This window comes from Shigella sp. FC1661, from assembly GCF_001712525.1.
Taxonomy (GTDB): Bacteria; Pseudomonadota; Gammaproteobacteria; order Enterobacterales; family Enterobacteriaceae; genus Escherichia; species Escherichia coli.
Genome location: NZ_MDGW01000027.1, coordinates 1 through 12,249, shown reverse-complemented (window position 1 = coordinate 12,249; position 12,249 = coordinate 1). Strand labels below are relative to the sequence as shown.

Sequence of the window (12,249 nt, the reverse complement as noted above, 5' to 3'; positions counted from 1 at the left end):
TTTGCCGTTACGCACCACGCCTTCAGTAGCGGAGCAGGAAGGACATCTGATGGAAATGGAAGCCACGCAAGCACCTTAAAATCACCATCATACACTAAATCAGTAAGTTGGCAGCATTACCCTTATTGTCGATATTGAACCATTTTGAGGTCACACATATATGTAAGATATTCATAATGCACTTATCCTCGAAAGACACGAGGCTACAGTATAATACTCAAGAATTTTGTCTATTCTAAAATTGTTTAAATGTGAATCGAATCACAATCGTTCGGGGAGCAATATTAAATGCTTTTTTTAAGATTATAAATTACGTAAGAATTTTAATGTTTAAAAAAAGGGTTGAGGAATAACAGGAGTGCTAACAATGAAGCGAAGCCGCATCTGACAGTCAGAATACGGCTTCGTAAGCGCGGTTACTTACCAATACAGAAGCTGGAGAAAATCCGCCCCAGCAGGTCGTCTGAAGTAAATTCCCCGGTGATTTCGCTTAAGTTCTGCTGTGCCAGACGCAACTCTTCCGCCAGCAGTTCACCTGCCCAGGCTCCCAACAGTTGCGCTTTGCCCTGTTGTAGATGTTCCGCTGCCTGTTCCAGCGCCTGTAGGTGGCGACGACGCGCCAGGAAGCCGCCTTCCATGTTGGTGTCAAAGCCCATGCTCTGTTTGAGATGGTTACGCAGCACGTCCACGCCTTCACCAGTCCTTGCTGAGAGACGAATTAACGCGTGACCGTTCACTTCACTCATTCCCAGCGTTTCGCCGGTGATATCGGCTTTATTGCGCACCACGGTGATCGGCAGTTTCGCTGGCAGACGGGCAATAAATTCCGGCCAGATCTCTGCCGGATCCACGGCGTCTGTTGTGGTGCCATCGACCATAAACAGCACGCGGTCGGCCTGTTCAATTTCCTGCCACGCGCGCTCGATACCAATACGTTCTACTTCGTCACTGGCTTCACGTAGCCCGGCGGTATCGATGATATGCAGCGGCATTCCGTCAATGTGGATATGCTCACGCAGCACGTCACGCGTAGTTCCGGCGATATCGGTTACGATTGCCGCTTCACGCCCCGCCAGCGCGTTTAACAGGCTCGATTTACCGGCGTTAGGACGTCCGGCAATCACCACTTTCATCCCTTCGCGCAACAAACTACCCTGACGTGCTTCAGCACGCACTGCATCAAGATCGGCAATAACGTCATTGAGCTGGGCTTCAATTTTTCCGTCGGAGAGGAAATCGATCTCTTCATCGGGGAAATCAATTGCCGCTTCGACGTAAATGCGCAAGTGGGTGAGGGCTTCTACCAGATGATTAACCCGTGCGGAGAATGCGCCTTGCAGCGAGTTAAGTGCCGAACGGGCCGCCTGTTCCGAACTGGCGTCGATAAGATCGGCAATCGCCTCGGCCTGGGCTAAGTCAAGTTTATCGTTAAGAAACGCGCGTTCGGAAAACTCACCAGGGCGAGCAATCCGCAGGCCGGGAATGGTCAGAATGCGTTTTAACAGCAGGTCGAGGATCACCGGACCGCCATGACCTTGCAGTTCCAGCACATCTTCGCCAGTGAACGAGTTCGGGCCAGGGAACCATAGCGCAATCCCCTGATCGAGCACGCTGCCGTCGGCGTCTTTAAACGGAAGATAATCGGCGTAGCGCGGCTTAGGCAGTTTACCCAGCACGGTTTCGGCAACTTCACGGGCTTTGAAGCCGGAGATGCGCAGGATGCCAACGCCGCCACGTCCCGGAGGCGTGGCCTGGGCTACGATAGTGTCATTATCGCTCATGATGTTCCTGTTGCTTTGTGTGGCGGATGCGCGGTGCTTATCCGCCCTACGAAAAGAAAAAAGGCGGTCAACTGACCGCCCTTATTTTAGCGAAAACTCACCGAATCAGGATTTTTTCTTCTCGCGGCTATGCAGGCCACGTTTTTCCAGACCACGGTAAATCAGCTGCTGCTGAATAATGGTTACCAGGTTGCTGACGATATAGTACAGCACCAGACCTGACGGGAACCACAGGAAGAACACGGTGAAGATGACCGGCATAAAGGTCATGATCTTCTGCTGCATCGGGTCGGTCACTGTGGTCGGCGACATCTTCTGAATGAAGAACATCGTTACGCCCATCAGGATCGGCAGGATGTAGTACGGGTCCTGTGCTGACAGGTCGTGGATCCACAGTGCAAACGGTGCCTGACGCAGTTCAACGGAACCCATCAGCATGTAGTACAACGCCAGGAAGATTGGCATCTGGATCAGCAGCGGGAAGCAGCCGCCCAGCGGGTTAACCTTCTCAGCTTTGTACAGCGCCATCATTTCCTGGCTGATACGCTGTTTGTCATCGCCCAGACGCTCACGCATTGCCTGAATCTTCGGCTGCAGCATACGCATCTTCGCCATGGAGGTGTACTGCGTTTTGGTCAGAGGGTACATGATGCCACGAACGATAAAGGTGATGATGATAATGGAGAAGCCCCAGTTACCCACAAAGCTATGGATCCATTTCAGCAGTTTGAACAGCGGCTGAGAGATGAACCACAACCAACCGTAATCAACGGTCAGATCCAGGTGCGGAGCAACAGCTGCCATTTTGTCCTGGATTTCCGGGCCAACCCACAGGGTGCTGTTCATCGCGCCAGTCTGACCAGGCTGAACCAGTACCGGCTGAGATTTATAGCCGATAGCGGCGATGCCGTTACCCAGATTAGCGGTATAGAAGTTGTTGGTACCATCGTTATGCGGGATCCACGCCGTCGCGAAATACTGTTGCAGCATTGCCACCCAACCACCTTTCGAAGAGATGTTCAGGTTTTCGTTATCGGCAATGGTATCGAACTTGTATTTCTCGTACTTCTCGTCAGGCGTGGAGTACGCCGCGCCGCGGAAGGTGTGCAGTGCGAAGTTGCTGCTTCCGGTATCGAGATGCGGTGGCAGAGTGATGGATTGCTTCAACTGACCAAAGGTGGAGATTTCCAGCGGTTTCTCGCCAGCGTTCTGCACGTTGTAGTTGACGTTGACAGCGTAATCACCACGTTTCAGGACAAACGTTTTGGTAAACGTGTTGCCTGCCGCGTCGGTATACGTCATCGGCACCTGCAGTTCGTTTTGACCTTCAGCCAGCACATAAGCGTCTTTTTCAACGTTATACAGCGGACGCGGGCCGTTAGCCGGGTTATCCGGGCCATCACGACCGGTCAGACCGCTCTGTGCCTGATAAATAAACTGCGGTGAAGTTTCCAGCAGCTGGAACGGCTGGGTAGAGTTCAGCTCTTTCGGGTAAGCAGGCAGCAGAGCTTGCTCAACATCACCACCACGGGTGTTGATGGTCAGATCAAGCACGTCGGTCTTAACCGAGATCAGTTTCCCCTGGCCACTGGCCGGTACGCCCTGGTCGGCGGCGCTACCCGCTGCGGTGGTCGTTGTCTGCGTGGTCTGTTGGGCCTGAGGTTGCGGGTTTTTATCCTGCTCCCAGGCTTGCCAGATCATGAAAGACACGAACAGCAAAGCGATGACTAAAAGATTGCGTTGCGAATCCATCGTTAGTGTTCTCTGGTATCAAATGGTCCGGGCGGGACGGGATCGTCACCACCAGGGTGTAAAGGGTGGCATTTTAATACGCGTTTCACCGTCAACCAACTGCCTTTTATCACTCCAAACCTGCGCAATGCCTCAATTCCGTAGCTTGAACAGGTTGGAGTGAAACGACAATGCGGCCCGAGTAGCGGACTAATCAGGCGTTGATAGACCCGAATGAGGGCTATCAGGACCCGCGAGCCAGGCGACAGTGGCGGCGCCATAATTTTTCCAACGCTTCCGAGAGAGCACGGTTATCGAGGTCGGCAACCCCTTTTTTCGCCACCACCACGAAATCCATAGCCGGGAGTTCATGTTGGCGCAGACGGAAGCTTTCACGCGTCAGACGTTTAATCCGATTGCGTTCATGGGCGCGTCGAACGTTTTTCTTGGCGACTGTAAGACCGATACGGGGATGCCCCAGCGAATTCAGGCGGCCGAGAATGGTAATTTGCGGCGTGCCAGCCCGTTGTGGCTGCTGGAAGACGAATGTGAATTGACTGGGAGTTAACAAGCGTAACTCCCTTGGAAATGCGAGCTTAACCACTCAGGGGTTAGCTTTATTACTTAGAAACGGTCAGACGAGCTCGGCCTTTAGCACGACGACGTGCCAGAACCTGACGACCATTTTTAGTAGCCATACGAGCGCGGAAGCCGTGAGAACGGTTGCGCTTCAGTACAGACGGTTGAAAAGTGCGTTTCATGGCGATTTCTACCTAAACTTGAATAAATTCAATGGCTTTATTGGATATCCGCCGAAAAATGAAACGATGGACACCGAAGCCATGGGTGATTAAAGAGGCCGGATTGTAATAATTGTACACTCCGGAGTCAATTCTCTTTCCTTATTTACCGCGCTTTTCCGCACCTTTTCGCAGGGAAAATGTACGACCTCACACCAGTGGAAACCAGCATGGCGCGCCGGGTGGAGGATTATACGGGCTGATGGGTAAAGCGCAAGGATCGTCCTAGATCTTTATTAGATCGATTAAGCCAATTTTTGTCTATGGTCATTAAATTTTTCAATATGCGGCGTAAATCATGCCCGCCTCGCGGCAGGATCGTTTACACTTAGCGAGTTCTGGAAAGTCCTGTGGATAAATCGGGAAAATCTGTGAGAAACAGAAGATCTCTTGCGCAGTTTAGGCTATGATCCGCGGTCCCGATCGTTTTGCAGGATCTTGATCGGGCATATAACCGCAGACAGCGGTTCGTGCGTCACCCTCAAGCAGGGTCTTTTCGACGTACGTCAACAATCATGAATGTTTCAGCCTTAGTCATTATCGACTTTTGTTCGAGTGGAGTCCGCCGTGTCACTTTCGCTTTGGCAGCAGTGTCTTGCCCGATTGCAGGATGAGTTACCAGCCACAGAATTCAGTATGTGGATACGCCCATTGCAGGCGGAACTGAGCGATAACACGCTGGCCCTGTACGCGCCAAACCGTTTTGTCCTCGATTGGGTACGGGACAAGTACCTTAATAATATCAATGGACTGCTAACCAGTTTCTGCGGAGCGGATGCCCCACAGCTGCGTTTTGAAGTCGGCACCAAACCGGTGACGCAAACGCCACAAGCGGCAGTGACGAGCAACGTCGCGGCCCCTGCACAGGTGGCGCAAACGCAGCCGCAACGTGCTGCGCCTTCTACGCGCTCAGGTTGGGATAACGTCCCGGCCCCGGCAGAACCGACCTATCGTTCTAACGTAAACGTCAAACACACGTTTGATAACTTCGTTGAAGGTAAATCTAACCAACTGGCGCGCGCGGCGGCTCGCCAGGTGGCGGATAACCCTGGCGGTGCCTATAACCCGTTGTTCCTTTATGGCGGCACGGGTCTGGGTAAAACTCACCTGCTGCATGCGGTGGGTAACGGCATTATGGCGCGCAAGCCGAATGCCAAAGTGGTTTATATGCACTCCGAGCGCTTTGTTCAGGACATGGTTAAAGCCCTGCAAAACAACGCGATCGAAGAGTTTAAACGCTACTACCGTTCCGTAGATGCACTGCTGATCGACGATATTCAGTTTTTTGCTAATAAAGAACGATCTCAGGAAGAGTTTTTCCATACCTTCAACGCCCTGCTGGAAGGTAATCAACAGATCATTCTCACCTCGGATCGCTATCCGAAAGAGATCAACGGCGTTGAGGATCGTTTGAAATCCCGCTTCGGTTGGGGACTGACTGTGGCGATCGAACCGCCAGAGCTGGAAACCCGTGTGGCGATCCTGATGAAAAAGGCCGACGAAAACGACATTCTTTTGCCGGGCGAAGTGGCGTTCTTTATCGCCAAGCGTCTACGATCTAACGTACGTGAGCTGGAAGGGGCGCTGAACCGCGTCATTGCCAATGCCAACTTTACCGGACGGGCGATCACCATCGACTTCGTGCGTGAGGCGCTGCGCGACTTGCTGGCATTGCAGGAAAAACTGGTCACCATCGACAATATTCAGAAGACGGTGGCGGAGTACTACAAGATCAAAGTCGCGGATCTCCTTTCCAAGCGTCGATCCCGCTCGGTGGCGCGTCCGCGCCAGATGGCGATGGCGCTGGCGAAAGAGCTGACTAACCACAGTCTGCCGGAGATTGGCGATGCGTTTGGTGGTCGTGACCACACGACGGTGCTTCATGCCTGCCGTAAGATCGAGCAGTTGCGTGAAGAGAGCCACGATATCAAAGAAGATTTTTCAAATTTAATCAGAACATTGTCATCGTAAACCTATGAAATTTACCGTAGAACGTGAGCATTTATTAAAACCGCTACAACAGGTGAGCGGTCCGTTAGGTGGTCGTCCTACGCTACCGATTCTCGGTAATCTGCTGTTACAGGTTGCTGACGGTACGTTGTCGCTGACCGGTACTGATCTCGAGATGGAAATGGTGGCACGTGTTGCGCTGGTTCAGCCACACGAGCCAGGAGCAACGACCGTTCCGGCGCGCAAATTCTTTGATATCTGCCGTGGTCTGCCTGAAGGCGCGGAAATTGCCGTGCAGCTGGAAGGTGAACGGATGCTGGTGCGCTCCGGGCGTAGCCGTTTTTCGCTGTCTACCCTGCCAGCGGCGGATTTCCCGAACCTCGATGACTGGCAGAGCGAAGTCGAATTTACCCTGCCGCAGGCGACGATGAAGCGTCTGATTGAAGCGACCCAGTTTTCGATGGCGCATCAGGATGTTCGCTATTACTTAAACGGTATGCTGTTTGAAACCGAAGGCGAAGAACTGCGCACCGTAGCGACCGATGGTCACCGTCTGGCAGTCTGTTCAATGCCAATTGGTCAATCTTTGCCAAGCCATTCGGTGATCGTGCCGCGTAAAGGCGTGATTGAACTGATGCGTATGCTCGACGGCGGCGACAATCCGCTGCGCGTGCAGATTGGCAGCAATAACATTCGTGCCCACGTTGGCGACTTTATCTTCACCTCCAAACTGGTGGATGGTCGCTTCCCGGATTACCGCCGCGTTCTACCGAAGAACCCGGACAAACATCTGGAAGCTGGCTGCGATCTGCTCAAGCAGGCGTTTGCCCGTGCGGCAATTCTCTCTAACGAGAAATTCCGCGGCGTACGTCTTTATGTCAGCGAAAACCAGCTGAAAATCACTGCCAACAACCCGGAACAGGAAGAAGCGGAAGAGATCCTCGACGTTACCTATAGCGGTGCGGAGATGGAAATCGGCTTCAACGTCAGCTATGTGCTGGATGTTCTGAACGCGCTGAAATGCGAAAACGTCCGCATGATGCTGACCGATTCGGTTTCCAGCGTGCAGATTGAAGATGCGGCCAGCCAGAGCGCGGCTTATGTTGTCATGCCAATGAGACTGTAATGTCCCTCACCCGCTTGTTGATCCGCGATTTCCGCAATATCGAAACCGCGGATCTCGCCTTATCTCCCGGCTTTAACTTTCTGGTAGGTGCCAACGGCAGTGGCAAAACCAGCGTGCTGGAAGCCATCTATACGCTCGGCCATGGTCGGGCGTTTCGCAGTTTGCAGATTGGTCGCGTCATTCGCCATGAGCAGGAGGCATTTGTTCTCCATGGGCGATTACAGGGCGAAGAGCGCGAGACGGCGATTGGCTTAACCAAAGACAAACAAGGCGACAGCAAAGTCCGCATCGACGGTACTGACGGGCATAAAGTCGCGGAGCTGGCGCACCTGATGCCGATGCAGCTGATAACGCCAGAAGGGTTTACTTTACTCAACGGCGGCCCCAAATACAGAAGAGCATTTCTCGACTGGGCATGCTTTCACAACGAACCCGGATTTTTCACCGCCTGGAGCAATCTCAAGCGATTGCTCAAGCAGCGCAATGCGGCGCTGCGCCAGGTGACACGTTACGAACAGCTACGCCCGTGGGATAAAGAGCTGATCCCGCTGGCGGAGCAAATCAGCACCTGGCGCGCGGAGTATAGCGCCGGTATCGCGGCTGATATGGCCGATACTTGTAAGCAATTTCTCCCTGAGTTTTCTCTGACTTTCTCTTTCCAGCGCGGCTGGGAGAAAGAGACAGAATATGCTGAGGTGCTGGAACGTAATTTTGAACGCGATCGCCTGCTAACCTACACCGCGCATGGCCCGCATAAAGCGGACTTACGCATTCGCGCCGACGGTGCGCCGGTGGAAGATACCTTATCGCGTGGGCAGCTTAAGCTGTTGATGTGCGCCTTACGTCTGGCGCAAGGAGAGTTCCTCACCCGTGAAAGCGGGCGGCGGTGTCTCTACCTGATAGATGATTTTGCCTCTGAGCTTGATGATGAGCGTCGCGGGCTGCTTGCCAGCCGCTTAAAAGCGACGCAATCACAGGTCTTTGTCAGCGCGATCAGTGCTGAACACGTTATAGACATGTCGGACGAAAATTCGAAGATGTTTACCGTGGAAAAGGGTAAAATAACGGATTAACCCAAGTATAAATGAGCGAGAAACGTTGATGTCGAATTCTTATGACTCCTCCAGTATCAAAGTCCTGAAAGGGCTGGATGCGGTGCGTAAGCGCCCGGGTATGTATATCGGCGACACGGATGACGGCACCGGTCTGCACCACATGGTATTCGAGGTGGTAGATAACGCTATCGACGAAGCGCTCGCGGGTCACTGTAAAGAAATTATCGTCACCATTCACGCCGATAACTCTGTCTCTGTACAGGATGACGGGCGTGGCATTCCGACCGGTATTCACCCGGAAGAGGGCGTATCGGCGGCGGAAGTGATCATGACCGTTCTGCACGCAGGCGGTAAATTTGACGATAACTCCTATAAAGTGTCCGGCGGTCTGCACGGCGTTGGTGTTTCGGTAGTAAACGCCCTGTCGCAAAAACTGGAGCTGGTTATCCAGCGCGAGGGTAAAATTCACCGTCAGATCTACGAACACGGTGTACCGCAGGCTCCGCTGGCGGTTACCGGCGAGACTGAAAAAACCGGCACCATGGTGCGTTTCTGGCCCAGCCTCGAAACCTTCACCAATGTGACCGAGTTCGAATATGAAATTCTGGCGAAACGTCTGCGTGAGTTGTCGTTCCTCAACTCCGGCGTTTCCATTCGTCTGCGCGACAAGCGTGACGGCAAAGAAGACCACTTCCACTATGAAGGCGGCATCAAGGCGTTCGTTGAATATCTGAACAAGAACAAAACGCCGATCCATCCGAATATCTTCTACTTCTCCACCGAAAAAGACGGTATTGGCGTCGAAGTGGCGTTGCAGTGGAACGATGGCTTCCAGGAAAACATCTACTGCTTTACCAACAACATTCCGCAGCGTGACGGCGGTACTCACCTGGCAGGCTTCCGTGCGGCGATGACCCGTACCCTGAACGCCTACATGGACAAAGAAGGCTACAGCAAAAAAGCCAAAGTCAGCGCCACTGGTGACGATGCGCGTGAAGGCCTGATTGCGGTCGTTTCCGTAAAAGTGCCGGACCCGAAATTCTCCTCCCAGACCAAAGACAAACTGGTTTCTTCTGAGGTGAAATCGGCGGTTGAACAGCAGATGAACGAACTGCTGGCAGAATACCTGCTGGAAAACCCAACCGACGCGAAAATCGTGGTTGGCAAAATTATCGATGCTGCCCGTGCCCGTGAAGCGGCGCGTCGCGCGCGTGAAATGACCCGCCGTAAAGGTGCGCTCGACTTAGCGGGCCTGCCGGGCAAACTGGCAGACTGCCAGGAACGCGATCCGGCGCTTTCCGAACTGTACCTGGTGGAAGGGGACTCCGCGGGCGGCTCTGCGAAGCAGGGGCGTAACCGCAAGAACCAGGCGATTCTGCCGCTGAAGGGTAAAATCCTCAACGTTGAGAAAGCGCGCTTCGATAAGATGCTCTCTTCTCAGGAAGTGGCGACGCTTATCACCGCGCTTGGCTGTGGTATCGGTCGTGACGAGTACAACCCGGACAAACTGCGTTATCACAGCATCATCATCATGACCGATGCGGACGTCGACGGCTCGCACATTCGTACGCTGCTGTTGACCTTCTTCTATCGTCAGATGCCGGAAATCGTTGAACGCGGTCACGTCTACATCGCTCAGCCGCCGCTGTACAAAGTGAAGAAAGGCAAGCAGGAACAGTACATTAAAGACGACGAAGCGATGGATCAGTACCAGATCTCTATCGCGCTGGACGGCGCAACGCTGCACACCAACGCCAGCGCACCGGCATTGGCTGGCGAAGCGTTAGAGAAACTGGTGTCTGAGTACAACGCGACGCAGAAAATGATCAACCGCATGGAGCGTCGTTATCCGAAAGCAATGCTGAAAGAGCTTATCTATCAGCCGACGCTGACGGAAGCCGACCTCTCTGATGAGCAGACCGTTACCCGCTGGGTGAACGCGCTGGTCAGCGAACTGAACGACAAAGAACAGCACGGCAGCCAGTGGAAGTTTGATGTCCACACCAATGCCGAACAAAACCTGTTCGAGCCGATTGTTCGCGTGCGTACCCACGGTGTGGATACTGACTATCCGCTGGATCACGAATTTATCACTGGTGGCGAATATCGTCGTATCTGCACGCTGGGTGAGAAACTGCGTGGCTTGCTGGAAGAAGATGCATTTATCGAACGTGGCGAGCGTCGTCAGCCGGTAGCCAGCTTCGAGCAGGCGCTGGACTGGCTGGTGAAAGAGTCTCGTCGCGGTCTCTCCATCCAGCGTTATAAAGGTCTGGGCGAGATGAACCCGGAACAGCTGTGGGAAACCACCATGGACCCGGAAAGTCGTCGTATGCTGCGCGTTACCGTTAAGGATGCGATTGCCGCTGACCTGTTGTTCACCACGCTGATGGGCGACGCCGTAGAACCGCGTCGTGCGTTTATTGAAGAGAACGCCCTGAAAGCGGCGAATATTGATATTTAATGGCGTTAACCATGCGAGCGTGCCTGATGCGCTACGCTTATCAGGCCTACGAAAATCTTCAATGTATTGAATTTTAATGATTTTGTAGGCCAGGTAAGACGTTAACGCCGCATCCGGCAAGAAGCTATAAAAAAAGGGCGGAGATCATCTCCGCCCTTTTTATTTCTGCAATCCGCAATTATCATCCCGCAGATCTATACTTTTTGGGTCAACACGTAACGCTTTACAGGTGATTATCATGGGGCTTTTTGATGAAGTTGTCGGTGCCTTTCTGAAAGGCGATGCGGGGAAATATCAGGCAATTTTAAGTTGGGTTGAGGAGCAGGGCGGCATTCAGGTGCTGCTGGAAAAACTGCAAAGTGGCGGCTTAGGGGCCATTCTCTCAACCTGGTTGAGTAATCAGCAGAGCAATCAATCAGTTAGCGGCGAGCAACTGGAATCGGCGCTCGGCACAAATGCGGTGTCCGATCTCGGGCAAAAACTTGGCGTGGATACCAGTACGGCTTCCAGTTTACTGGCAGAACAATTGCCGAAGATTATTGATGCGCTCTCACCGCAAGGTGAAGTGTCTTCACAAGCCAATAACGATCTGCTTTCCGCAGGTATGGAACTGCTGAAAGGGAAACTCTTCCGCTAAGCAAATGGGGAGCATGCAACCCGCGTTGCATCCCCCTTTTCCCTCGGGTGTTGTACTGATTTTTGAGCGGAATCGCGTTAGCATGGGTCAGGAACTAATCTACCTGGGGAACTCATGGCTATCAAACTCATTGCTATCGATATGGATGGCACCCTTCTGCTGCCCGATCACACCATTTCACCCGCCGTTAAAAATGCGATTGCCGCAGCTCGCGCCCGTGGCGTGAATGTCGTGCTAACGACGGGTCGCCCTTATGCAGGCGTTCACAACTACCTGAAAGAGCTGCATATGGAACAGCCGGGCGACTACTGCATTACTTATAACGGCGCGCTGGTACAGAAGGCCGCTGATGGTAGCACCGTGGCGCAAACTGCTCTCAGTTATGACGACTATCGTTTCCTGGAAAAACTCTCTCGCGAAGTCGGTTCACGTATAGGAAATTGAAAAACTAAGCGATACCCCTGTCCGCGCCTTATGCCACGTGAGCTTTTCTGCTTTTCCCTCCACTCCGGTGTTTTCTCTCTCTGCATGGTCGATTCTTATACCGCAACAGGCTGTTTTTTATACTTGCACCGATTCCCGGGCACACTTAGCCTGTGTCAGGCCGGCATATACCTCAGCAGACTGATATCCCGCGCGTTTTTCTTCAGCCCCTCCACATTCAGTCCCGCGATGGCCCGGCGGTATACCATCCGGCCGCCACACAGC

General features: G+C 53.1%; 14 protein-coding genes and 1 pseudogene. 6 read left to right on the top strand and 9 right to left on the bottom strand.

All coding sequences use genetic code 11. The features are described from left to right. The 8 genes from BFF42_RS02280 to BFF42_RS02245 all read right to left on the bottom strand — a co-directional run. Nucleotides 1-66 (bottom strand): IS1 family transposase (locus tag BFF42_RS02280; protein WP_129927876.1); only part of this gene is annotated, 66 nt, incomplete at its 3' end. Between the two features lie 28 nt (nt 67-94). Next, entirely contained in the window at nt 95-175 is an 81-nt protein-coding gene (gene tnaC / locus BFF42_RS28210; protein ID WP_064721318.1) for a tryptophanase leader peptide, read from the bottom strand. A 241-nt stretch (nt 176-416) separates the two neighbouring features. Then, complete coding sequence (gene mnmE, locus BFF42_RS02270; protein ID WP_001282346.1) at nt 417-1,781, bottom strand: tRNA uridine-5-carboxymethylaminomethyl(34) synthesis GTPase MnmE; 1,365 nt, start codon at nt 1,779-1,781, stop codon at nt 417-419. Nucleotides 1,782-1,886: 105 nt separating this feature from the next. Further along, nucleotides 1,887-3,533, bottom strand: a complete 1,647-nt coding sequence (gene yidC, locus BFF42_RS02265; protein WP_000378260.1) for a membrane protein insertase YidC — start codon at nt 3,531-3,533, stop codon at nt 1,887-1,889. 2 nt (nt 3,534-3,535) lie between these two features. Further along, a complete protein-coding gene (gene yidD, locus BFF42_RS02260; protein WP_001307474.1) occupies nt 3,536-3,793 on the bottom strand; it encodes a membrane protein insertion efficiency factor YidD in 258 nt (85 codons plus the stop codon). Beyond that, nucleotides 3,757-4,116: a ribonuclease P protein component gene (rnpA, locus tag BFF42_RS02255; RefSeq protein ID WP_000239730.1), complete on the bottom strand. Its 360-nt coding sequence runs from the start codon at nt 4,114-4,116 to the stop codon at nt 3,757-3,759. The genes yidD and rnpA overlap by 37 nt, the downstream gene beginning before the upstream one ends. 16 nt (nt 4,117-4,132) lie before the next feature. Next, nucleotides 4,133-4,273, bottom strand: a complete 141-nt coding sequence (rpmH, locus tag BFF42_RS02250) for a 50S ribosomal protein L34 (RefSeq protein ID WP_000831330.1) — start codon at nt 4,271-4,273, stop codon at nt 4,133-4,135. A 229-nt stretch (nt 4,274-4,502) separates the two neighbouring features. Then, nucleotides 4,503-4,583, bottom strand: a complete 81-nt coding sequence (locus tag BFF42_RS02245) for a hypothetical protein (RefSeq protein WP_123005643.1) — start codon at nt 4,581-4,583, stop codon at nt 4,503-4,505. Between the two features lie 296 nt (nt 4,584-4,879). Here BFF42_RS02245 and dnaA point away from each other — a divergent pair, with 296 nt between their 5' ends. From dnaA to BFF42_RS02215, 6 genes and pseudogenes are all read left to right on the top strand, one after another. Beyond that, the gene (dnaA, locus tag BFF42_RS02240) at nt 4,880-6,283 is read left to right on the top strand and encodes a chromosomal replication initiator protein DnaA (RefSeq protein ID WP_000059108.1); all 1,404 of its coding nucleotides are present in this window, start codon (nt 4,880-4,882) and stop codon (nt 6,281-6,283) included. Between the two features lie 4 nt (nt 6,284-6,287). Continuing rightward, nucleotides 6,288-7,388, top strand: coding sequence for a DNA polymerase III subunit beta (dnaN, locus tag BFF42_RS02235; RefSeq protein WP_000673464.1), 1,101 nt, complete (start codon nt 6,288-6,290; stop codon nt 7,386-7,388). Then, nucleotides 7,388-8,461, top strand: a complete 1,074-nt coding sequence (gene recF / locus BFF42_RS02230; protein WP_000060104.1) for a DNA replication/repair protein RecF — start codon at nt 7,388-7,390, stop codon at nt 8,459-8,461. The genes dnaN and recF overlap by 1 nt, the downstream gene beginning before the upstream one ends. 28 nt (nt 8,462-8,489) lie before the next feature. Next, complete coding sequence (gene gyrB, locus BFF42_RS02225) at nt 8,490-10,904, top strand: DNA topoisomerase (ATP-hydrolyzing) subunit B (RefSeq protein ID WP_000072066.1); 2,415 nt, start codon at nt 8,490-8,492, stop codon at nt 10,902-10,904. Between the two features lie 196 nt (nt 10,905-11,100). Further along, nucleotides 11,101-11,541, top strand: a complete 441-nt coding sequence (locus BFF42_RS02220) for a YidB family protein (protein ID WP_465260006.1) — start codon at nt 11,101-11,103, stop codon at nt 11,539-11,541. A gap of 114 nt (nt 11,542-11,655) precedes the next feature. Continuing rightward, nucleotides 11,656-11,970 (top strand): annotated as a pseudogene (locus BFF42_RS02215) (HAD-IIB family hydrolase); the annotation flags it as partial. Between the two features lie 170 nt (nt 11,971-12,140). Here BFF42_RS02215 and BFF42_RS27490 read toward each other — a convergent pair. After that, on the bottom strand, nt 12,141-12,249 hold a 109-nt coding region (locus tag BFF42_RS27490), incomplete at its 5' end, for a hypothetical protein (protein WP_249530519.1).

Coding starts and splice junctions, on each gene's coding strand:
- tnaC (WP_064721318.1), bottom strand. CDS start 175: ATGAATATCTTACATATATGTGTGACCTCAAAATGGTTCAATATCGAC.
- mnmE (WP_001282346.1), bottom strand. CDS start 1,781: ATGAGCGATAATGACACTATCGTAGCCCAGGCCACGCCTCCGGGACGT.
- yidC (WP_000378260.1), bottom strand. CDS start 3,533: ATGGATTCGCAACGCAATCTTTTAGTCATCGCTTTGCTGTTCGTGTCT.
- yidD (WP_001307474.1), bottom strand. CDS start 3,793: ATGGCGCCGCCACTGTCGCCTGGCTCGCGGGTCCTGATAGCCCTCATT.
- rpmH (WP_000831330.1), bottom strand. CDS start 4,273: ATGAAACGCACTTTTCAACCGTCTGTACTGAAGCGCAACCGTTCTCAC.
- BFF42_RS02245 (WP_123005643.1), bottom strand. CDS start 4,583: ATGACCATAGACAAAAATTGGCTTAATCGATCTAATAAAGATCTAGGA.
- dnaN (WP_000673464.1), top strand. CDS start 6,288: ATGAAATTTACCGTAGAACGTGAGCATTTATTAAAACCGCTACAACAG.
- recF (WP_000060104.1), top strand. CDS start 7,388: ATGTCCCTCACCCGCTTGTTGATCCGCGATTTCCGCAATATCGAAACC.
- gyrB (WP_000072066.1), top strand. CDS start 8,490: ATGTCGAATTCTTATGACTCCTCCAGTATCAAAGTCCTGAAAGGGCTG.